Raw genomic sequence first — 21,668 nt, forward strand, 5'->3', positions numbered from 1 at the left:
GACCCTATTGGCGGTATAAACAGATCCCGGAGGTCAACACCCGACAGCGCGATGCGCCCTCGGGTGCTTTTCGGCTTTGCGTCTTGTTTTTGGCGCGGATGGCACCGATGTTTCCGCCTGACGCGGAAACAAGAAGGAAGACGTGATGTTTGAAACACTCCAGGACCGCCTTGGCTCCATTCTCAATGGACTGACAGGCCGTGGCGCGCTTTCCGAGGCCGATGTCTCGGCGGCGCTGCGCGAGGTCCGCCGTGCGCTTCTCGAAGCGGACGTGGCCCTGGAAGTGGTGCGCTCCTTCACCGATGCCGTGCGCGAAAAGGCCGTCGGCGCGGAAATCCTGAAGTCGATCAAGCCCGGCCAGATGGTCGTCAAGCTCGTGCATGACGAGCTGGTCTCGATGCTCGGCTCCGAAGGCGTCTCGATCGACCTCAACGCCGCCGCCCCCGTCGTCATCATGATGGTGGGTCTGCAGGGCTCCGGCAAGACGACGACGTCCGGCAAGATCGCCAACCGGTTGAAGACGCGCGACAAGAAGAAGGTCCTGATGGCCTCGCTCGACACGCGCCGCCCGGCCGCGCAGGAGCAGCTTCGCCAGCTCGGCGTGCAGACCGGCATCGATACGCTGCCTGTTATCGCCGGCCAGTCGCCGACCGATATCGCCGCGCGCGCCGTGCAGGCTGCAAAGCTCGGCGGCCATGACGTCGTCATCCTCGACACCGCCGGCCGAACCCATATCGACGAACCGCTGATGATCGAGATGGCGGAGATCAAGCGGAAGTCCAATCCGCACGAGATCCTGCTCGTCGCCGATGCGCTGACCGGCCAGGACGCCGTCAACCTCGCCCGCAACTTCGACGACCGCGTCGGCATCACCGGCCTCGTCCTGACCCGCATGGACGGCGACGGCCGCGGCGGCGCGGCCCTTTCCATGCGCGCCGTCACCGGCAAGCCGATCAAGCTGATCGGCGTCGGCGAGAAGATGGGCGAGCTGGAGGAATTCCACCCCCGGCGCGTCGCCGACCGCATCCTCGGCATGGGCGACATCGTCTCGCTCGTCGAGAAGGCGGCGGAGAATATCGACGCCGAGAAGGCGGCCGCCATGGCCGCCAAGATGGCCAAGGGCAAGTTCGACCTCAACGACCTCGCCGACCAGCTCGGACAGATGCAGAAGATGGGCGGCATGGGCGGCATCATGGGGCTTATGCCCGGCATGGCCGGCATGAAGGACAAGATGTCCGCCGCCGGCCTCGACGACAAGCTGTTCGCCCGCCAGATCGCCATCATCAATTCGATGACCAGGGCCGAGCGCGCCAATCCCGACCTGCTCAAGCATTCCCGCAAGAAGCGCATCGCCGCCGGCTCCGGCACCGATGCTAGCGACATCAACAAGCTTCTGAAGATGCACCGCCAGATGGCGGACATGATGAAGATGATGGGCGGCAAGAAGGGCGGCATGATGAAGCAGATGATGGGCGGTCTTGCCAGCAAGATGGGCCTTGGCGGCGGCATGGGCGGCATGCCCGACCTGTCCAAGATGGATCCGAAGCAGCTCGAGGCGCTCGCCAAGCAGGCGGAAGCCGCCGGCATCAAGCCGGGCAGCCTGCCGGGCCTTGGCGGTGGCGGTGGCCTTCCGGGCCTCGGGGGTGGACGCCTGCCCGGTCTCGGCGGCCTTCCGGGCCTTCCCGGCCTGCCGAAGAAGAAGTGAGGGGACGCGGCATGACGATCGATCCGAAGGTCAAGCAGCAATTGGGGGAATACCGGCAGTCGATCGACAATATCGACGCTGCCCTTGTGCATATGCTCGCCGAACGCTTCCGCTGTACCCAGGCGGTGGGCGTGCTCAAGGCGACGCATGAACTGCCGCCGGCCGATCCGGCGCGCGAGGAATACCAGATCGAACGCCTTCGCCGCCTGGCGAAGGATGCCAATCTGGATCCGGATTTCGCGGAGAAGTTCCTGAACTTCATCATCCGCGAGGTGATCCGGCACCATGAAGCCATTGCCGCTGAACACAGCGGCGCAAACCAGAACACCGCTTGAAAAGCGGTTCACGTCACATCCAAGGAGTAATGACATGTCCCTGAAAATCCGTCTCGCCCGCGGTGGCTCCAAGAAGCGCCCGTACTACCAGATCGTCGTTGCCGACGCCCGTTCGCCGCGCGACGGCCGCTTCCTGGAAAAGCTCGGTTCCTGGAACCCGATGCTCGGCAAGGACGACGCAAACCGCGTCCAGATCGACGCCGACCGCGCCAAGGAATGGCTCGCCAAGGGCGCCCAGCCGACCGACCGCGTTGCCCGCTTCCTCGATGAGGCCGGTGTCGTGAAGCGCGACGCCCGCAACAACCCGGAAAAGGCAAAGCCGGGCAAGAAGGCCCTCGAGCGCGCTGCCGAGAAGAAGCAGAAGGAAGAAGACGCCGCTGCTGCCGCCGCTGGCGAATAATCCTTCGCGACCAACCCCTCCTCCGTCATGCTCGGGTAGGCCCGAGCATGACGTCAGCGGGTGGGGCGAGGTTTGTCATCAAGCTGGCGGGCGGCGTGTTTCATGCCGCCCGTTTTCATTTGGAGCCGTGGCGCGAACGTAATAAAGCCTAGGCGTCCCATACACACGGAACCGAACCATGGCGAAACTGGAAAATCCCGTCCTCATGGGCACCGTCGGCGCGGCACAGGGCCTGCGCGGCGAGGTCCGCGTGAAATCCTATACGATCGACCCGACGGCGATCGGCGACTATGGCCATCTCCACACCGAGGACGGCCGGTCCTTCGAGGTGCTCGAAGTGCGCGAGGCGAAGAATGTCGTCGTGGTGCGCTTTCGCGGCGTCAACGACCGCAATGCCGCCGAGGCGCTCACCGGCACCGATCTCTATATCGAGCGCGACAACCTGCCGGACGAGGAACTGGACGAGGACGAGTTCTTCTATGCCGACCTCGAAGGGCTGGAAGCCGTCGATACCGACGGCCGCAGCCACGGCAAGGTGACGGGTATCTTCGATTTCGGCGCTGGCGACCTTCTCGAACTCAAGGGGCCCGGCAAGCGGCCCGTGCTCATTCCCTTCTCCGAAGCGGCCGTGCTGGAGATCGACCTCGAAGGCGGGCGCCTTCTGATCGACGCCGTCGCCGCCGGCCTGGAGGATGACGGGAACGACGGCCCGGGCAGCCGGCGCCGCCGTCCGCCGCAAGAAGACGGCGGAGAGTGACGTGGCTTTCCGCGCCACCATCCTGACGCTCTATCCGGAGATGTTCCCGGGATTTCTCGGGCAGTCGCTCTCCGGCAAGGCGCTCGCGCGCGGCGACTGGGCGCTCGACTGCGTGCAGATCCGCGATTTCACCACCGATCGCCACCGCACAGTGGACGACACGCCAGCCGGCGGCGGCGCCGGCATGGTGCTGAAGCCGGATGTGCTTGCCCGCGCCATCGACCACGCCTCTGAAGGCGACAGCCGCCCGCGCCTCCTGATGAGCCCGCGCGGCCGCCCGTTGACACAGGCCCGTGTCCGGGAACTGGCGGCAGGCAACGGCGCCATCATCGTCTGCGGCCGCTTCGAGGGTGTCGACCAGCGCGTCATCGACGGGCGGCAGCTCGAAGAGGTCTCGATCGGCGATTACATCCTCTCCGGCGGCGAGCCCGCGGCGATGATCCTGCTCGACGCCGTGGTGCGCATCCTGCCGGGCGTCATGGGCAATGCGCTTTCGGGCGAGCATGAGAGCTTCGAGGGCGGACTGCTGGAGCACCCGCACTATACCCGCCCGCAGGTCTGGGAAGGCATGGAGATCCCGGGCGTGCTCACCTCCGGCCACCACGCGGCGATCGAGAAATGGCGGCGCGAGGAGGCGGAACAGTTGACGCGCGCGCGTCGGCCCGATCTTCTCTCCGCTCAGCCCGTCACGAAATAATAGACCGTCAGCGCAAGGCCGACCGCGACCACAAGGCCGCGGATGACCGGCTGCGGCACGCGCCGCGCCGCCCAGACACCGGCATAGCCGCCGATCGCGCCCGCCGGCACCATGACCGCCGCCTGCGGCCAGCCGACCACGCCGCCGCTGGCGAAGACAACGATCGCCATGGCCGCGATGACGACGGCAACGAAATTCTTCAGCGCGTTCAGCCGGTGATAGTCGCCGCCCTTGGTGAGGCCCAGCACGGCGAGCGTCATGATGCCCATGCCCGCACCAAAAAAGCCGCCATAGATCGAGGTGATGCCCTGGAGGGCAAGGCCAAGCGGCGAGATCGGCTTTTCCGGGCTCAGCGTCCTGGGCTTGAGATAGGGTCCGGCCGCGAAGATCGCGGTCGCCGCCAGCAGGAGCCACGGCACCAGCGCGCGAAACGAGGGATTGGAGAGCGAGAGCAGCAGCATGGCCCCGGCAAGGCCGCCGACAAGCGACAGCGCGCCGAGCAGCAGCGCTTCCTTCCAGTCGGCGCGGATTTCCTTGGCATAGGCGAGCGTCGAGGTGACATAGCCGGGAAACTGGGTGATCGAGGAGGTGGCGTTGGCGACGATCGGCGGCAGGCCGGTCAGCGTCATCGCGCCGAAGGTCAGGAACGTACCCCCGCCGGCGATGGCGTTCACCACGCCCGACAGGAAGCCCGCGATGAACAGAAAGATGGCGTCGAAAACGGTCATGATGCTCCCCCGGCACGGCGGCTGTGGCTGCGCCCTCCTCAAGCGCGTGATAGCGTGGCGCCGGAAGGGCGGCAAGGCCCGAAGAACCGCCCTTCCGGCGCGGAATCTTTTGCCGTTGCGGCATGTCGCGCAAAAGCGCGCAGCGGTTTTGCGACAGCGGCATGCGCAAAACCAAAGCTTTGAAGCGCAGGGAGGGCATCGGAAAGGTCGCGATGCGCTTTAGGGGATGACAAGCCGGTTCGTTTGGTGTATTGGCCCGCACGGATTTGGGATTACTCCCGCCGACCTGCAATCAAAGAATGGCGAATCCGCTCCGTCCGGCAACGGACTAACCTTAGAGGCCATGGCCCAGAAGGTGACCGTCGAGCGCTCTGGCTGTTTCAGAAGAACCAGAAGGTTAGACCGATGAACATCATCCAGCAGCTCGAAGCCGAACAGGCCGCGAAGATCGAAGCCAAGCGCACCCTCCCGGAATTCTCCCCGGGCGACACCGTCCGCGTCAACGTGCGCGTCACGGAAGGTTCGCGTACCCGCGTCCAGGCCTATGAAGGCGTCTGCATCGCCCGTTCCGGCGGCGGCCTCAACGAGAGCTTCACCGTTCGCAAGATCTCCTACGGCGAAGGCGTCGAGCGCGTCTTCCCGGTTTACTCGCCGCTCGTCGAAAGCGTCGACGTCGTGCGCCGCGGTAAGGTCCGCCGCGCCAAGCTCTACTACCTGCGTGATCGCCGCGGCAAGTCGGCTCGTATCGTCGAGAACACCGGCACGCGCGCCCGCAAGCTGAACGATGCCGAGCGCCAGGCCATTGCCGAGGAAAAGGCACGTCTCGAGGCCGAGAAGGTGGCAGCCGCCCAGGCGCTCGCCGCTGAAAAGGCCGCAGCAGAAGCTGCCGAAGCCGCAAAGGCCGCGGAAGCTGCCGCCGAATAATCCGGCAGCCGCATCCATTCGAAGAAGCCGTCGGCCTTGCCGACGGCTTTTTTGTTTTACGGAAAAGCCTTTGCACGCAAGCGCCGTGCTTGCCTCCCTGCCTGAACCTGTGAGAGTGTTCCGCCGCCACAATTTCAGGAGCATATTTTGATGTTTTCCCGCCGCGCTGTTCTCGCAGGCCTTGCCGCCGCCGCCCTCATGCCCGCTGTCACCTTCGCCGCGGACCTGCCCGATCTCGGCGGCAAGACCGTCGTCGTCGTCACGGAGAACGCCTATCCGCCGCTGCAGTTCGTCGATCCGAAGTCGGGCGAGCAGATCGGCTGGGAATATGACGCGATGAACGAGATCGCCAAGCGGCTGAACTTCAAGGTCGAATACCAGAACGCCAGTTGGGACACGATGATCCAGGCGGTCTCCGACAACCAGTACAATATCGGCATGACCGGCATCACCATCAAGGACGACCGCAAGGAGAAGGTCGACTTCTCCGACCCCTACATGCGTTCGCAGCAGTTCATGCTGGTGCGCGGGGACGAGGAACGCTTCAACGACGCAAAATCCTTCGCGGCGCTGACCGATGGCCTGATCGCTGCCCAGCCCGGCACCTCGCCCTTCTACACCGCCGTCTATGAAATCCTCGACGGCAACGAGCAGAACCCGCGCATCAAGCTGTTCGAGACCTTCGGTGCGACCGTGCAGGCACTGCAGGCCGGCGACGTCGACCTGGTGCTCACCGACAGCGTCGCGGCCAAGGGCTATGTCGATGCCTCGGGCGGCAAGCTCAAGGTGGTCGGCGGGCCGCTCGGCACCGAGGACTTCGGCTTCATCTTCCCGAAGGGCTCCGATCTCGTCGCCCCTGTCAACGCGGCGATCGCGGCGTTGACGGCGGACGGCACGCTGGAAAGCCTCAACAAGAAGTGGTTCCTCGACTACAAGATGGGTGAGTGACGGGCAGCCATGGCTCCCGCTTCCCCTGATACGGCGAAGGGCGACTATCCCTGGTGGCTGGTCGCCCTCGGCGTCATCGCGCTGGCGCTTGCCGGCATCATCATTGCCAATGACCTCTACAGGCAGGTGTTCAGCGTCGTGCTGAAGGGACTGTGGGTGACGATCTTCGTGACCCTCGTCGCCTTCCTGCTCGCCACCCTGCTCGGCCTCGCCGTCGCCCTGATGGCGCTCTCCGAAAGCAAGGCGCTGCGCCAGATCGCGCGCTTCTACACGGAGGTGATCCGGGGCGTGCCGGTGCTCGTCCTGCTCTTCTACATCGCCTTCGTCGGCGCCCCGGCACTGGTGGCAGTGATCAATTTCGCGATCGGCCCGCTCCTTGCCGCCGGCTACCTGGAGCCTGTGCAGGTGCGCGACCTCTCGCTGATGTGGCGGGCGATCATCGCGCTGATGATCGGCTATTCCGCCTTCATCGCCGAGGTCTTTCGCGCGGGCATCCAGTCCGTCGACAAGGGGCAGATCGAGGCGGCGAAGGCGCTTGGCCTGTCGCGCTTCCAGCGCTTCCGCCTCGTCGTCTTTCCGCAGGCCGTGCGCGTCATCCTGCCGCCGCTCGGCAATGACTTCGTGGCGATGGTGAAGGATTCCTCGCTCGTCTCCGTGCTCGGCGTCGCCGACATCACCCAGATGGGCAAGGTCTACGCGTCGGGCTCGTTCCGCTTTTTCGAGACCTATTCCATCGTCGCCTATGTCTACCTCATCCTGACCATCGGCCTTTCCCTGGCCCTGCGGGCGCTGGAAAGACGTCTCCGACGGACATGATCCCTGCGCGCACGCGGGTGATCAGACGGTCGCCGCGCACCAACTTGCCGTGCCGTCAAAAAATCGTTATATGCGGGGCATGGAATCCAAGTTCGGATGCACGGAAAGGCATGTCGTCGTGCTGCAGGATCACAAGCGCCTGCCGGCACGCTTCTTTGCGCGTGTCTTCGGGGCGCTTATCAGCCGCCTATCCTGATCGCTCTCGATCCTGCGAGCCACGGGCTCGCCAAATTCCTGTACCCTAAACATGCCAAGCGGATGAAGAGCCATGAGCGCACCCCGTACCCTCTATGACAAGATTTTCGACGACCATATCGTCAGCCGCCAGGAAGACGGAACCTGTCTTCTCTACATCGACCGTCACCTCGTTCACGAAGTGACGTCGCCGCAGGCCTTCGAGGGCCTGCGCATGGCCGGCCGCAAGGTGCGCGCGCCGGAAAAGACGCTCGCCGTCGTCGACCACAACGTTCCCACCTCGCCGGACCGCCACCAGGGCATCAAGAACGAGGAAAGCCGGATCCAGGTCGAGGCGCTCGCCAAGAACGCCGCCGATTTCGGCGTGGAATACTATTCCGAAAAGGACGTGCGCCAGGGCATCGTGCACATCGTCGGCCCCGAGCAGGGCTTTACCCTGCCGGGCATGACCATCGTCTGCGGTGACAGCCACACCTCCACGCACGGCGCGTTCGGCGCGCTGGCGCATGGCATCGGCACCTCCGAAGTGGAGCATGTTCTCGCCACCCAGACGCTGATCCAGAAGAAGGCGAAGAACATGCTGGTGCGCGTCGACGGGAAGCTTCCCGAAGGCGTGACGGCCAAGGACATCATCCTTGCCATCATCGGCGAGATCGGCACCGCCGGCGGCACCGGCCACGTCATCGAGTTCGCCGGCGAGGCGATCCGTTCGCTGTCGATGGAAGGCCGCATGACGATCTGCAACATGACGATCGAAGGCGGCGCCCGCGCCGGCCTGATCGCGCCGGACGAGACCACCTTCGAATACATCAAGGACAAGCCACGCGCGCCCAAGGGCAAGGCGCTGGAGATGGCGCTGGACTACTGGAAGACGCTCTACACCGAGGAAGGCGCGCATTTCGACCGCGTCGTCGTGCTCGACGCCGCCAACCTGCCGCCGATCGTCTCCTGGGGCTCCTCGCCGGAGGACGTCGTCTCCGTCGAAGGCGTCGTGCCGAACCCCGACGATATCGAGGACGAGACCAAGCGCTCCTCCAAGTGGCGTGCACTCGACTATATGGGCCTGAAGCCGGGCACGAAGATCACCGACATCGCCATCGACCGCGTCTTCATCGGCTCGTGCACCAACGGCCGCATCGAGGACCTGCGCGCCGTCGCCGCCGTCGTCGAGGGCAGGAAGGTCGCTTCGACCGTCGACGCCATGATCGTCCCGGGCTCCGGCCTCGTGAAGGAGCAGGCGGAAGCCGAAGGCCTCGACAGGATCTTCAAGGACGCCGGCTTCGACTGGCGCGAGCCGGGCTGCTCCATGTGCCTTGCCATGAACGACGACCGCCTGAAGCCGGGCGAGCGCTGCGCCTCCACCTCGAACCGCAACTTCGAGGGCCGCCAGGGCTTCAAGGGCCGCACGCATCTCGTCTCGCCCGCCATGGCCGCGGCCGCTGCAATCGCCGGCCACTTCGTCGATATCCGCGACTGGAAGTGATCACGGCATCATCGCCATCGTGATAGAAGGCCGGGAGCATGCTCCCGGCCTTTTCGTTTGAAGGAGAGATCCCCGTGAAACGCCTTCTCCTCCTCCGCCACGCCAAGTCCGCCTGGCCCGAGGGCGTCGAAGACCACGCCCGCCCCCTCGCCGACCGCGGCCGCCGTGATGCCCCACGCATGGGCGCCTACATTGCATCGGAAGGCCTCGACCCGGATTTCGCGCTGGTCTCCTCCGCCCGGCGCACGCAGGAAACCTGGGCCCTCGTCTCGCCGGCCCTCGCAAAGCCTTGCCCGTCCCGCACGGTGGCGCCGATCTACGAGGCCGAACCGGCGGCCATCCTCACGGCGATCCGGCAGGCACCGGCGGAGAGCGAGACGCTGCTCGTCATCGGCCACAATCCAGGTTTCGAGGATCTGGCGGCCTTGCTCGCGCCACAGGGCGAGGCAACGGCGCTGGCGCGGCTACGGACAAAATTCCCGACGGCGGGGCTCGCCGTCATCGCTTTCGACATCGAGACATGGACGGACATTGCGCCGGGAGCAGGCCGGCTCGAAAGCTTCGTGACGCCGAAGACGCTGCCATAGACGAAACGGGCGGCCAAGCCGCCCCAATGCAGCCATCAGCGCGTATCAGCGACGCTCGGCACCCCACCCTCCACGTCATCCTCGGGCTTGACCCGAGGATGACGGAGGAGTTTTGCGGTTTGGCTGGCTTAGAACGTCGCCGTCATCGGATCGGGGCCGATGCGCTTGCCATCCTTTTCGAGGCTCGCGAAGGTCGCCATGTCCTCGTCGTCGAGCTTGAAGTCGAACACCTTGAAATTCTCCGCGATGCGCGACGGCGTCACGGACTTCGGGATCACCACCAGCCCGTTGTCGATGTGCCAGCGGGTGATGACCTGTGCCGGCGTGCGGCCGTGTTTTGCCGCGACCCTGGCGACGACCGGGTTTTCCAGGAGCGTGCCCTGACCGAGCGGGCTCCAGGACTGGGTGACGATCCGGTGCTTGTCGTGATAGGCGCGGGCCTCCTTCTGGGGGAAGTCCGGGTGCAGCTCGATCTGGTTGATGACCGGGGTGATGCCGGTCTCGTCGATCAGGCGCTGCAGGTGCTCCGGATAGAAGTTGGACACGCCGATCGAGCGGGCGCGACCTTCCTTCTGGAGCTGGATGAAGGCCTTCCAGCTATCGACATACTGGTCGCGCTTCGGCGCCGGCCAGTGGATGAGGTAGAGATCGACATAGTCGGTGCCGAGCCGCTTCAGGCTGGCGTCAAAGGCCTTCAGCGTCGCATCGTAGCCCTGATCGGAATTCCAGAGCTTTGTGGTGAGAAAGATCTCCGAACGGGCAATGCCGGAGGCGCGGATGCCCTCGCCGACCCCAGCCTCGTTCTCATAGATCGCGGCCGTGTCGACATGGCGATAGCCGGCGTCGAGCGCGGCCTTGACCGCGGTCACGGCCGTGTCGTTCGGGGTCTGCCAGACGCCGAGGCCGACCTGGGGAATGCTGTTGCCGTCGTGAAACAGGATTGTCGGTTGATCGCTCATCAGAATCTCTCCGTGAAAAAATGGCGTGCTTGAACCCGGGCGGGTTTCCCGTGGCGCCTTGAAGCCCGGCGACGGTCGAGGCTGATATAGGTTCCGCATCGCCGCATGTCAGCCTCCCTCGGTAAAATCCTCAGAGCACCCGCACGACCGTGCCGCGCCGCAGATGCGGCAGGATGCGCAGCATGTCGCGCCGTGCAAGGGCGATGCAGCCGGCCGTCGGCTCATAGCCGGGGCGGATGAGGTGGAAGAAGATCGCCGAGCCGGCATGGCGGCGGCGCGTGGTCACGTTCCAGTCGAGCACCAGGCAGATGTCGTAGAGCGCGTCCTTGCGCTGCATCTCCTCATGGCTCGGCTTGAAGGGCGCGCGCACGAGACGGTTGTAGGACGGATGCTGCGGCGCGTCGCACCACAGCATGGTGGGTCGGATGCGCCGGAGCGGCAGGGCGCTTTGCGGCTGGGCCAGCCGGTCACCGCGCAGGAAGCCGGAGAGAAGCGGCATGGCGGCGATCGGCGTCGCGCCGTCGCCCTCGCGCTTGCGGCTGGTTCGCCCGGAGCGGCCGATGGCGGCGGGCAGGCGCAGGGGGCCGACCTGGACGATGGCGCGGGTCTTCCTGCCCGGTGCCGGGCGCACCAGGATCGTCTTCACGCAATGTTCAGCAGATGTGATCCGGCTCATGTTGCTCCGCCATATTCGCGCCTTGTGGTAACCTGACTGGCTAAGCCATGGGCGGGCTTGCCAAAAGTCCCAATTCCCTTACTTTCCAGAGGAATGCCGAGAGGTAAAGCATGACATCCCGCACAATCCTTCTTGTCGATGACGACAACGACCTGCGCGAGACACTCGTCGAGCAGCTTTCGCTCTACGAGGAGTTCTCGACGCTCGAGGAAACCACCGCCGGCAAGGGCATCCAGACCGCCCGCGCCAATCAGATCGACCTCCTGATCATGGATGTCGGCCTGCCGGACATGGACGGTCGCGAAGCCGTGAAGCTGCTGCGCAAGGGCGGCTTCAAGGCGCCAATCATCATGCTGACCGGACACGACACCGATTCGGACACGATCCTCGGCCTCGAGGCCGGCGCGAACGATTACGTGACGAAGCCCTTCCGCTTCGCCGTGCTGCTCGCGCGCATCCGCGCCCAGCTTCGCCAGCACGAGAGCAGCGAGGACGCCACCTTCACCGTCGGCCCCTATACGTTCAAGCCCGGCCAGAAGCTGCTGACGCTGGAAAACGGCCAGAAGATCCGCCTGACGGAGAAGGAGGCGGCGATCATCCGCTATCTCTACCGCGCCGACCAGAAGGTGGTGACGCGCGACGTGCTGCTGGAGGAGGTCTGGGGCTACAATTCCGGCGTCACGACCCACACGCTGGAGACCCATGTCTATCGTCTGCGCCAGAAGATCGAGCGGGACCCTTCCAATGCGGAGATTCTCGTGACAGAGAACGGCGGTTACAAGATCGTACCTTAGCTTTTCACGCAACTCCGGACGGAAAACCGCTTCACACTTTTCCTGGACGTGCTTTTGAGGAACGCCCGCCGTGGGTCTCAGCGACGACATCGCCCTTCTTTCCCGCGTGCCGCTCTTCGCCGGCCTTGCCGACGACAAGCTGCGGCTGATGGCCTTCGGCGCCGAGCGGCGGCGGCTGGTGGAGGGACAGACGCTGTTTCGCGAGGGCACCTCGGCCGATTGCGGCTTCGTCGTCGCCTACGGGGCGTTCCGGCTCACCTCGACGCTCCGGGACGGAACGACGCGCGACGAAGGCACGGCCGGCGCCGGCACGCTGCTTTCCGAGCTCGCGATGATTTCCGCCGTGGAGCGCAAATATACGGCCGTGGCGACGGAAGACAGCGAGGTCATCCGTATCAACCGCCCGCTCTTCCGCCGCATGCTGGAGGAATATCCCGACGTTGCCGTGCTCGTGGACGCGCGCATCCGCGAGAACCTTTCGGCGATGATCAGCCAGATGCGCGGGCTCGCCGGGCGGTTTGCCTGAGACGAGAGGCTCCTGCACAAGGACCTGCAATCGCAGTTTCACCCCTCATCCGGCCTGCCGGCCACCTTCTCCCCGTAAACGGGGCGAAGGAGATATGCCGCGCACTTTTCCCCAACCAGCAGCCGTTCGCGGGGCACGTCCCCTCTCCCCGCCTGCGGGGAGAGGGTCAGGGTGAGGGGCAAATCCCTTAAAAATCGAACTCCGCAATCACCGGCACATGGTCGGACGGCCGTTCCCAGCCCCGCGCCTCGCGGATCACCGCGATGTTGCTGAGATGCGGCTCGAGGTCGGCGGAGGACCAGATATGATCGAGGCGGCGCCCCTTGTTGGCGGCGACCCAGTCGGCCGAGCGGTAGCTCCACCACGTATAGAGCTTTTCATGGGCCGGCACCTTGCGGCGCATGAGGTCGACCCAGGCGCCCTTGGTCATGACGTCGATGAGGCCTTCCGTCTCGATCGGCGTGTGGCTGACGATCTTGAGGAGCTGCTTGTGCGACCAGACGTCGTGCTCCAGCGGGGCGATGTTGAGGTCGCCGACGAGGATCGAGGAAATGCCGGCCTCGGCCTCGGCGTGCAGCAGCTTCATCTCCTCGATGAAATCCAGCTTGTGGCCGAATTTCGGATTGATCGTGCGGTCCGGCTCGTCGCCGCCGGCGGGCACATAGAAATTGTGCAGGCGGATCGATTTGTTCCGATGGTGGAAGAGCACCGAGACATGGCGCGCATCGCCGACGCCGCAATAGTCGCGCCGCTCGACGAGTTCGGTCAGCGGCAGGCGGGAGATGGTGGCGACACCGTGATAGCCCTTCTGGCCGTGCATGACGATATGCTCGTAGCCCAGCGCCTTCAGCGGCTTGGACGGAAAGAGATCGTTCGGACACTTGGTTTCCTGCAGGCACAGGATGTCCGGCGAGAAGGTCTTCAGGAAATGCTCGACGAGCGGCATGCGCAGCCGCACGGAGTTGATGTTCCAGGTCGCAATCGAAAGTGCCATGCCATCGCCCTCAAAAACACCCGGCCCGTTTTCACGGGCCGGTCGGGGCGTCTTAGCGCATGAAGGGCGAACCGGAAAAGGCCTCAGGCCCGAATTAACCGCCCTTGTTGCGCACTTCGTCGTAAGGAATGGAGAAGACCTTGTCGTCGAGCTTCACGCCGGTCTTGACGTTGAAGATCATCACGGAGGTGTCCTTGCCCTGCGCGTCGGTGATCGTCCACTGGCGCAGGTCGTAGGTCTTGGGATCGAACATCATGGTGATGGTCGAATCGCCGAACATGTTCCTGTCGCCGAGCACGATCGTCGTCAGGTCCGATTCTTCCTTGACGCTACGCACCATCTTGGCGGAAAGGTCGATCCTCTCGCCGAGCAGCAGGTTGAGCGGCGTCTTGGAGAGCGGATAGAGATCCCAGGTCTTCAGCTTGCGATTGCCGATGACGACGGCCTTGCCGTCGGCGATGACGCGCATCGGCGAAGGCTCCTCGTAGTTGAAGCGGATCTTGCCGGGACGGTAGATGTAGAACTTGCCGCCGGTCTGCTCGCCGCGCGGGCCGAACTGCACGAACTCGCCCATCATCGTCTTCACCGAGGCGAAGTGATCGGCGATCTTCTGGGCCGCACCGCTCGCCTGCGCCGAAGCCTCGACGGGCGAGAGCGCCGAAAGGCCGGCGGCCAGCGTGAAGGCCATCAGGCAGGTGAAGCCACGGCGGGTCAGCGTTCCGGTCGCGTGGCCGTTTTCCGATCTGATCATGTCGGTCTCCTTCATGCGTTCTTCATGCGGGCCAAACGCGGCGCCATAATGGCATGCGGCCCTGACGCGAGACTTGCCGGTCGAAACGCCGCAAAAGGCGCTCCGTTCCCGGTCAGCGTCCCGAAATTTCATCCTCCGTCGGCACGAGGATCTCGCGCTTGCCGGCGTGGTTGGCCGGGCCGATCAGCCCTTCCTTCTCCATGCGCTCGATCAGCGAGGCGGCGCGGTTGTAGCCGATGCCGAGGCGGCGCTGGATATAGGAGGTCGACGCCTTGCCGTCGCGCAGCACGACAGCCACCGCCTGGTCGTAGGGATCGTCCGAATCGTCGAGATTGGCGGTTCCGGCCGGACCATGACCACCCTCGCCGTCATCGTCGTCGTCCTCGGTGATCGCGTCAAGATACTGCGGCGCGCCTTGCGTCTTCAGATGCGCGACGACGGCTTCCACCTCGCCATCCGAGACGAAGGGGCCGTGCACGCGCTGGATGCGCCCGCCGCCGGCCATGTAGAGCATGTCGCCCATGCCGAGCAGCTGCTCGGCGCCCTGTTCGCCGAGGATGGTGCGGCTGTCGATCTTCGACGTCACCTGGAAGGAGATGCGCGTCGGGAAATTCGCCTTGATCGTGCCGGTGATGACGTCGACGGAGGGGCGCTGCGTCGCCATGATGACGTGGATGCCGGCGGCACGCGCCATCTGGGCAAGCCGCTGCACGGCGCCTTCGATGTCCTTGCCGGCGACCATCATCAGGTCGGCCATCTCGTCGATGATGACGACGATATAGGGCATCGGCTGGAGGTCGAACTCCTCCGTCTCGTACATCGCCTCGCCCGTCTGGCGGTCGAAGCCGGTCTGCACGGTGCGGCTGATCTGCTCGCCCTTGGCCAGCGCCTGCTCGACGCGGCTGTTGAAGCCGTCGATGTTGCGCACGCCGATCTTCGACATCTTCTTGTAGCGCTCCTCCATCTCGCGCACCGTCCACTTGAGGGCGACGACGGCCTTCTTCGGATCAGTGACGACGGGGGAGAGCAGATGCGGGATGCCGTCATAGACGGAGAGTTCCAGCATCTTCGGATCGATCATGATCAGGCGGCACTGTTCCGGCTTCAGCCGGTAGAGCAGCGACAGGATCATGGTGTTGATGGCGACGGACTTGCCCGAGCCCGTGGTGCCGGCGACGAGCAGGTGCGGCATCTTGGCGATGTCGGAAATCACCGGCTCGCCGCCGATCGTCTTGCCGAGAGCCATGGCGAGCCTGGCCTTCGAAGTCTCGAAGTCGCGGCTGGCGATGAGCTCGCGCAGGTAGACCGTCTCGCGGCTCTGGTTCGGCAGTTCGATGCCGATGGCGTTGCGGCCCGGCACGACGGCGACGCGGGCGGCGATCGCGCTCATCGAGCGGGCGATGTCGTCGGCAAGGCCGATGACGCGGGAGGACTTGATGCCGGGCGCCGGTTCCAGCTCGTAGAGCGTGACGACCGGGCCGGGACGGACATGGATGATCTCGCCCTTCACGCCGAAATCCTCCAGCACGCCTTCCAGCATGCGGGCGTTCTGCTCCAGCGCGTCGGCCGAAAGGGTCATGTCGCGCACCTGGCCCTTTGGCTCGGCGAGCAGGTGGATCGGCGGCAGCGCGAAACCATCCGGGCCGACGAAAGAGGTCTGCGCCTCGCGCTCGATGCGCTGGCCGGGCTTCGGCCGGGCAGCGGCGGGAACGACGCGGGCGGTCGTCGCCGGCATGGGCGGGCGGGCCGGCGCGCGGCGCGGCGCCCAGTCGGCGGCGATGTCGTCCATGTCGTCGTCGGGGAGGAGGCCGCTGGGGCGGGCAATCGGCTCGTCCATGTCGAAGGGCAGGTCGTCGTCATCGTCGGCCATCGGCGGAGCGGCGACGACGCGGCGGCCATCGAGGGAGGGCTCGACGCGATCGGCGGAGCGGGACGGCGTGCGGGCGCGGGCCGGCTCGTTCAGCGTGCCGAACTCGTCCTCGTTGAAATCATAGGGCTGCTCGATGCCGCGCGCCTTGCGGCGGCGGTTGGCGAGGCCGAAGATGCGGCGGAACCGCGCCTGGCCGGTATACCAGGCATGGGTCATGGCGCCGGCAAGGACGGTGAGCGGGCCTTCCCGCTCGTCGTCCTCTTCCTCGGCGATGGTGCGGGCGCGGCTCGGCGTCGGGACGGGCGCGAAATCCTCCTCGTCGTCGATCGCCACCGAGCCGATCAGGCCTGCGGCGAAGACCATCAGCCAGGCGGCGGGAATGGCGATGATGCCGCCGAGGATGCTGGCGAAGAGGCCGGTCGGATAGGCACCGGTGAACAGCGCGGGAAAGCGCAGGATCATGTCGCCGAAGACGCCGCCAAGGCCGGTCGGCAGCGGCCAGGTGACGGGCCCGGGCACGCAGGCGAGCGCCGCGGAGGCGAGGATCGCCCCCCCGAGCCAGGCGCCGGCGCGCTGCGGCACCCGGTTGAAGCGCCGACCGCTGATCAGCGCCAGGCCCCAGGCGACGACCGGCAACAGCGCGATGACGCTGGCAAGGCCGAAGAACTGCATGAAGATATCGGCGAAGACGGCGCCGGAATAACCGAGGATGTTGGCCGGCTCGCCGCCCGAGGCATAGGAGAGGCTGGGGTCGGAGACATTCCAGGTGGAGAGCGCGGCAATGGCGAAGGCAAGGCCGAGGAAGACGCAGATCCCGAGGAGGATCTGCACCTGCCGCCAGACGAATGCCGACAGAACGAAGCGGTCGTGACGGTTGTCCAGTCCTGCCGAAATGCTTCTGCTCATGGTTAAAGCCTATGGTCCACGCAAGAAATCGCACCTTTTCCGCCGAATCGCGGACTGTGCCTGACTGTGAACCCTACGAAGGAAGCCTTAATGGCATGTTAACCATGCAGCCTCGCGACATGGTTTCTCTCCGGTAAACGAAAAGGGCCCGGACACAAGGTCCGGGCCAAGGGCGGCATAGATGTCCTATGACCGCGACGGGATGTTTGGCGGCGGCCGCTGGGAGCCGCCGCAGGCATCTTAGGAGTGGTAGGCCGCTTCGCCGTGGGAGGAGAGATCGAGGCCTTCGCGCTCGGATTCGACGGTGACGCGCAGGCCGACGATCATGTCGACGATCTTGTAGAGGATCGCCGAGCCGATACCGCACCACAGGATGGTGACGATGACCGACTTGATCTGGATCCAGACCTGGCCGCCCATGCCGATACCTTCGGCATAGCCGACGCCACCGAGCGAGGTGGCGGCGAAGATGCCCGAGCCGATGGCACCGACAATGCCGCCGACGCCATGGACGCCGAAGACGTCCGCGGTGTCGTCATATCCGAACTTGTTCTTGACGACGGAGACGAAGAAGTAGCAGAGCGCCGAAGCGATCGCGCCGAGGAAGATGGCACCGATCGGACCGACGGCACCGGCGGCCGGCGTGACGGCGACGAGGCCGGCGATGACGCCCGATGCCGCACCCAGCATGGAAGCCTTGCCGCGGGCGAAGGATTCGATCACGCACCAGGCAACGACCGCGCCGGCGGTGGCGGTGAAGGTGTTGATCATCGCAAGGCCGGCGACGCCGTTAGCGGCGGCTGCCGAGCCGGCGTTGAAGCCGTACCAGCCGACCCACAGCATGGAGGCGCCGACCATGGTCAGCGTCATGGAGTGCGGCGCCATCATGTCCTTGCCGAAGCCGGTGCGCTTGCCGACCATGATCGCGCCGACGAGGCCCGCAACGCCGGCATTGATGTGAACGACGGTGCCGCCGGCAAAGTCGATCGCACCCCAGTCCCACATCAGCGCGCCGTCACCCGACCAGACCATGTGCGCCATCGGGAAGTAGACGAAGGTGACCCACAGGATGCAGAACAGCACGACGGCGGAGAACTTGATGCGCTCGGCAAACGCGCCGACGATCAGCGCCGGCGTGATGCAGGCAAACGTCATCTGGAAGGCGATGAAGACATATTCCGGGATCGAGCCGGAGACGCTGTCGGGCGTCACGCCGGAAAGGAACAGCTTCTCGAAGCCGCCGACGAAGGTGTTGAGGCCGCCGCCATTGGAGAAGGCGAGGCTGTAGCCGTAGACCACCCAGACGATCATGATCGCGGCGGAAACGACCAGGCACTGCATGAGGACGGACAGCATGTTCTTGCTGCGCACGAGGCCGCCGTAGAAGAGGGCGAGGCCCGGCAGGATCATGAAGAGGACGAGAACGGTCGAGGTCAGCATCCAGGCGGTATCGCCGGAGTTGATCGCGGCCTCGGCTGCGGCCGGCGCGGCTTCGGTTGCCGTTTCCGTTGCTTCCTGCGCAAGGGCCATCACCGGCGCCAGCAGGCCTGCTGCGACGACACCGACGCGGGCGAATGTGTTGAGGATCGAATTAGACGACATTAAGAATGCTCCCTGATCTGCCGTTTGCTTAGAGCGCTTCGGAATCGGTTTCGCCGGTGCGGATGCGCACGGCATGGTCGATCGAGTAGACAAAGATCTTGCCGTCGCCGATCTGGCCGGTCTTGGCGGCAGACGCGATCGCCTCGACGGCCTTGTCGACGACATCGCCAGGCACGGCGATCTCGATCTTCAGTTTCGGCAGGAAGCTGACGGCATATTCGGTGCCGCGGTAGATTTCCGTATGCCCCTTCTGGCGCCCGTACCCCTTCACCTCGGTCACGGTCAGGCCCTGGATGCCGACAGCGGTGAGGGCTTCGCGCACCTCATCGAGTTTGAACGGCTTGATAATGGCCATCACAATTTTCATCTGGTTTCCCATCCTTCGTGCTTGTCCCCAGCCGGGGGCCATCTCTCCTCATCGTTGGCGACGTCACGTCGACCACGACTGGGAACTACACATTCAAGGGGCGTGCCAGATTCGAACGGATCGGCTAAGCTTTTGAAATCAAATCGATAAAAATGAAAGTCATGCTGCGGCGCAAAAAATCGCCACCGCATGTGATTAAAAATAAGGCATTAATAGGATATTGAGCAAAAACTAGTCAGTTGCCTTTTTCCGAATCAGCCCTTCCTGGGCGACGGAGGCAATCAGGGTGCCGCTGCGGGTGAAAATCGCGCCACGGGTCATGCCGCGTCCGCCGGAAGCCGAGGGGCTGTCCTGGCTGTAGAGCAGCCAGTCGTCGAGAACCGGCGGGCGATGGAACCACATGGCATGGTCGAGGCTGGCGACCTGCAGCGTGCGGTCGAGCACCGAGGTGCCATGCGCGAAGAGCGAGGTATCGAGCAGCGTCATGTCCGAGAGATAGGCGAGCACGGCCGCCTGCAGGTGGCGCTCGGCCGGCACCGGACCTGTGGTGCGCACCCAGATGTTCTGCCGCGGCTCCAGCTTGTCTCCCGAAAAATAGTGCGCCAGCGAAACCGGCCGCAGCTCGATCGGCCGCGGCCGCTGCCAGTAGGCGCGGATATGCTCCGGCGCCTCGGTCATGAACCGTTCCTTCAGCTCCGCCTCGCCGAGCAGGTTTTCCGGCTGCGGCACGTCCGGCATCGGCACCTGATGCTCGAAACCGTTCTCCTCGTCCTGGAAGGAGGCGGTCATGAAGTAGATCGGCTTGTCATGCTGGATGGCGACGACGCGGCGCGTGGCGAAGGAGCCGCCGTCCCGGATGTTCTCGACATCGTAGATGATCGGCACGGAGGGATCGCCCGGCCGGACGAAATAGGCGTGCAGCGAATGCACGAAACGCCCCGCCTTCTCCACCGTCCGGGTCGCTGCGACCAGCGCCTGGCCGATCACCTGCCCGCCGAACACCCGCTGCCAGCCGACCTGCGGGCTCTTGCCGCGGAACAGCCGGCTTTCCAGCCGCTCCAGGTCCAGCGTCTCCAAAAGGACATCCATGGCGGGGTTCTTCGCAGGCTGACGCGACATTTGGACGTGACTCCGACGGTAGGAATACGGTTCCTCCTCCTCTATATAGAGGGGCAGAAGACCTCAAGCGGCCAGGAGTGCACCATGCCCGAAGCAACCATGCTCGACGTTCTTGTCGCCGGCGGTGGTTATGTCGGCCTGTCGCTGGCCGTTGCCATCAAGAAGGCCGCCCCGCATCTCGCCGTCACCGTGGTCGACGGCGCGCCGGAACATGCCTGGCAGAAGGATGAGCGCGCCTTCGCGATCGTGGCGGCCGCGCGCAACCTGCTCGATGTCATCGGCATCTGGAACGAGATCGCGCCCGAGGCGGAGCCGATCCGCCGCATGGTGATCACCGATTCGCGCACAGCCGATCCCGTGCGTCCCGTCTTCCTCACCTTCGAGGGCGCCGGCTCCGGTGACGACGGCCAGCCCTTCGCCCATATGGTGCCCAACCGCGCCGTGACGAGCAGCCTGCTGCGCCAGGCCGGAACGCTCGGCATCCCCGTGCGCTGGGCGACCTCGGCGGAGGGTTTTGCGACCGACCAGCACGCAACGACGGTCCGCCTGTCCGACGGAACCGAATGCCGGACCCGCCTCCTCGTCGCCTGCGACGGCGTGCGCTCGAAACTGCGCGACATGGCCGGCATCAAGACCGTTCACTTCGACTACGGCCAGTCCGGCATCGTCACGACGGTGGAACACGAACGCCCGCATGAAGGCACGGCGGAGGAGCATTTCCTGCCCGCCGGCCCCTTCGCCACGCTGCCGCTCACCGGCAACCGCTCCTCGCTCGTCTGGACAGAGCGCACGGAGGATGCCCGCCGCCTCGTCGAGAGCGATGACCTCGTCTTCGAGGAGGAGCTGGAGCGCCGCTTCGGCCACAAGCTGGGCGCGCTGAAGGTCGTCGGCGGCCGCCGCGCCTTCCCGCTCGGCCTGACGCTCGCCCGCGCCTTCGTCGCGCCGCGCTTCGCGCTCGCGGGGGACGCCGCGCACGGCATCCACCCGATTTCCGGTCAGGGCCTCAATCTCGGCTTCAAGGACGTGGCGGCGCTCGCCGAAACCATCGTCGAGGCCGACCGCCTCGGCCTCGATATCGGCGCGATCTCGGTGCTGGAGCGCTACGAGCGCTGGCGCCGCTTCGACACGGTGCGCATGGGCATCACCACGGATGTGCTGAACCGCCTGTTCTCCAACGATGCGACGCCGCTGCGCGTGCTGCGCGATGTCGGCCTCGGCGTCGTCGATCGCCTGCCGGGGCTGAAATCCTTCTTCATCCGCCAGGCGGAAGGCACCGCCGGCAGCGGACATCCGCGCATGCTGGCCGGGCAGCGAATCTGATCCGATGACCAGCCCGCAGTCTAATCCTTGATTTCCCGCGCCTCGGAAATCAGCATGATCGGGATGCCGTCGCGGATCGGATAGGCGAGCCTGGCCTTTTCCGACACGAGTTCGCCCGCGGCCGCGTCATAGGTCAGCCGCCCCTTTGTCAGCGGGCACACGAGAAGTTCAAGCAGCTTGGGATCGACGCGGCTGGTGCTGGAGTTCAT

Annotated in this window: 23 protein-coding genes; 13 read left to right on the forward strand and 10 right to left on the reverse strand. The window is 65.2% G+C overall.

The window, feature by feature from the left end; genetic code table 11:
• Positions 1-145: 145 nt before the first annotated feature.
• From ffh to trmD, 5 genes are all read left to right on the forward strand, one after another.
• The gene (gene ffh / locus shn_RS18795; RefSeq protein ID WP_064331776.1) at positions 146-1,705 is read left to right on the forward strand and encodes a signal recognition particle protein; all 1,560 of its coding nucleotides are present in this window, start codon (positions 146-148) and stop codon (positions 1,703-1,705) included.
• Between the two features lie 11 nt (positions 1,706-1,716).
• A complete protein-coding gene (locus shn_RS18800; RefSeq protein ID WP_064331777.1) occupies positions 1,717-2,040 on the forward strand; it encodes a chorismate mutase in 324 nt (107 codons plus the stop codon).
• A 34-nt stretch (positions 2,041-2,074) separates the two neighbouring features.
• Complete coding sequence (gene rpsP / locus shn_RS18805) at positions 2,075-2,440, forward strand: 30S ribosomal protein S16 (RefSeq protein WP_064331778.1); 366 nt, start codon at positions 2,075-2,077, stop codon at positions 2,438-2,440.
• 178 nt (positions 2,441-2,618) lie between these two features.
• A complete protein-coding gene (gene rimM / locus shn_RS18810; protein WP_064331779.1) occupies positions 2,619-3,197 on the forward strand; it encodes a ribosome maturation factor RimM in 579 nt (192 codons plus the stop codon).
• Between the two features lies 1 nt (position 3,198).
• Positions 3,199-3,894 carry a tRNA (guanosine(37)-N1)-methyltransferase TrmD gene (gene trmD, locus shn_RS18815; protein ID WP_064331780.1) on the forward strand — a complete coding sequence of 232 codons (696 nt, stop codon included), beginning with the start codon at positions 3,199-3,201 and terminating at the stop codon, positions 3,892-3,894.
• Here the strand turns inward: trmD and shn_RS18820 are convergent.
• Entirely contained in the window at positions 3,876-4,622 is a 747-nt protein-coding gene (locus shn_RS18820) for a sulfite exporter TauE/SafE family protein (protein WP_064331781.1), read from the reverse strand. The genes trmD and shn_RS18820 overlap by 19 nt on opposite strands.
• Positions 4,623-5,027: 405 nt before the next feature.
• On the opposite strand from shn_RS18820, the gene rplS reads away from it, so the two are divergent.
• From rplS to shn_RS18845, 5 genes are all read left to right on the forward strand, one after another.
• On the forward strand, positions 5,028-5,546 hold the full coding sequence (gene rplS, locus shn_RS18825; RefSeq protein ID WP_064331782.1) for a 50S ribosomal protein L19: 519 nt from the start codon (positions 5,028-5,030) through the stop codon (positions 5,544-5,546).
• 150 nt (positions 5,547-5,696) lie between these two features.
• Positions 5,697-6,494: a transporter substrate-binding domain-containing protein gene (locus shn_RS18830; RefSeq protein ID WP_064331783.1), complete on the forward strand. Its 798-nt coding sequence runs from the start codon at positions 5,697-5,699 to the stop codon at positions 6,492-6,494.
• A gap of 9 nt (positions 6,495-6,503) precedes the next feature.
• Positions 6,504-7,310 (forward strand): amino acid ABC transporter permease, encoded by an 807-nt coding sequence (locus shn_RS18835; RefSeq protein ID WP_064331784.1) that lies wholly within the window; start codon positions 6,504-6,506, stop codon positions 7,308-7,310.
• Between the two features lie 268 nt (positions 7,311-7,578).
• On the forward strand, positions 7,579-8,988 hold the full coding sequence (gene leuC, locus shn_RS18840; protein WP_064331785.1) for a 3-isopropylmalate dehydratase large subunit: 1,410 nt from the start codon (positions 7,579-7,581) through the stop codon (positions 8,986-8,988).
• A gap of 38 nt (positions 8,989-9,026) precedes the next feature.
• The gene (locus shn_RS18845; protein ID WP_064331786.1) at positions 9,027-9,575 is read left to right on the forward strand and encodes a histidine phosphatase family protein; all 549 of its coding nucleotides are present in this window, start codon (positions 9,027-9,029) and stop codon (positions 9,573-9,575) included.
• Positions 9,576-9,703: 128 nt separating this feature from the next.
• On the opposite strand, the gene shn_RS18850 is transcribed toward shn_RS18845, so the two are convergent.
• Together shn_RS18850 and shn_RS18855 are read right to left on the reverse strand one after the other, a co-directional pair.
• Positions 9,704-10,534: an aldo/keto reductase gene (locus tag shn_RS18850; RefSeq protein WP_064331787.1), complete on the reverse strand. Its 831-nt coding sequence runs from the start codon at positions 10,532-10,534 to the stop codon at positions 9,704-9,706.
• Between the two features lie 130 nt (positions 10,535-10,664).
• Entirely contained in the window at positions 10,665-11,210 is a 546-nt protein-coding gene (locus tag shn_RS18855) for a L,D-transpeptidase (RefSeq protein ID WP_064331788.1), read from the reverse strand.
• A 110-nt stretch (positions 11,211-11,320) separates the two neighbouring features.
• On the opposite strand from shn_RS18855, the gene shn_RS18860 reads away from it, so the two are divergent.
• Positions 11,321-12,004, forward strand: a complete 684-nt coding sequence (locus shn_RS18860) for a response regulator transcription factor (RefSeq protein WP_024271121.1) — start codon at positions 11,321-11,323, stop codon at positions 12,002-12,004.
• Between the two features lie 70 nt (positions 12,005-12,074).
• A complete protein-coding gene (locus shn_RS18865; protein WP_064331789.1) occupies positions 12,075-12,530 on the forward strand; it encodes a cyclic nucleotide-binding domain-containing protein in 456 nt (151 codons plus the stop codon).
• A 187-nt stretch (positions 12,531-12,717) separates the two neighbouring features.
• Here the strand turns inward: shn_RS18865 and shn_RS18870 are convergent, their stop codons facing one another.
• The 6 genes from shn_RS18870 to tesB all read right to left on the reverse strand — a co-directional run bounded on the left by shn_RS18870 (position 12,718) and on the right by tesB (position 20,139).
• Positions 12,718-13,524 carry an exodeoxyribonuclease III gene (locus shn_RS18870; protein ID WP_064331790.1) on the reverse strand — a complete coding sequence of 269 codons (807 nt, stop codon included), beginning with the start codon at positions 13,522-13,524 and terminating at the stop codon, positions 12,718-12,720.
• A gap of 94 nt (positions 13,525-13,618) precedes the next feature.
• Positions 13,619-14,275 (reverse strand): outer membrane lipoprotein carrier protein LolA, encoded by a 657-nt coding sequence (locus shn_RS18875; protein ID WP_084438343.1) that lies wholly within the window; start codon positions 14,273-14,275, stop codon positions 13,619-13,621.
• A 112-nt stretch (positions 14,276-14,387) separates the two neighbouring features.
• A complete protein-coding gene (locus shn_RS18880; RefSeq protein WP_064331792.1) occupies positions 14,388-17,051 on the reverse strand; it encodes a DNA translocase FtsK in 2,664 nt (887 codons plus the stop codon).
• A 240-nt stretch (positions 17,052-17,291) separates the two neighbouring features.
• Complete coding sequence (locus shn_RS18885; RefSeq protein ID WP_064331793.1) at positions 17,292-18,653, reverse strand: ammonium transporter; 1,362 nt, start codon at positions 18,651-18,653, stop codon at positions 17,292-17,294.
• A gap of 28 nt (positions 18,654-18,681) precedes the next feature.
• Positions 18,682-19,032: a P-II family nitrogen regulator gene (locus shn_RS18890; protein WP_064331794.1), complete on the reverse strand. Its 351-nt coding sequence runs from the start codon at positions 19,030-19,032 to the stop codon at positions 18,682-18,684.
• A gap of 219 nt (positions 19,033-19,251) precedes the next feature.
• Positions 19,252-20,139 (reverse strand): acyl-CoA thioesterase II, encoded by an 888-nt coding sequence (tesB, locus tag shn_RS18895; RefSeq protein WP_064331795.1) that lies wholly within the window; start codon positions 20,137-20,139, stop codon positions 19,252-19,254.
• Between the two features lie 99 nt (positions 20,140-20,238).
• Here tesB and shn_RS18900 point away from each other — a divergent pair, with 99 nt between their 5' ends.
• Entirely contained in the window at positions 20,239-21,459 is a 1,221-nt protein-coding gene (locus tag shn_RS18900) for a ubiquinone biosynthesis hydroxylase (protein ID WP_064332695.1), read from the forward strand.
• A gap of 20 nt (positions 21,460-21,479) precedes the next feature.
• On the opposite strand, the gene shn_RS18905 is transcribed toward shn_RS18900, so the two are convergent.
• The gene (locus tag shn_RS18905; RefSeq protein ID WP_064331796.1) at positions 21,480-21,668 is read right to left on the reverse strand and encodes a Trm112 family protein; all 189 of its coding nucleotides are present in this window, start codon (positions 21,666-21,668) and stop codon (positions 21,480-21,482) included.

The organism is Shinella sp. HZN7 (assembly GCF_001652565.1).
In the GTDB taxonomy this organism is placed as follows: domain Bacteria; phylum Pseudomonadota; class Alphaproteobacteria; order Rhizobiales; family Rhizobiaceae; genus Shinella; species Shinella granuli.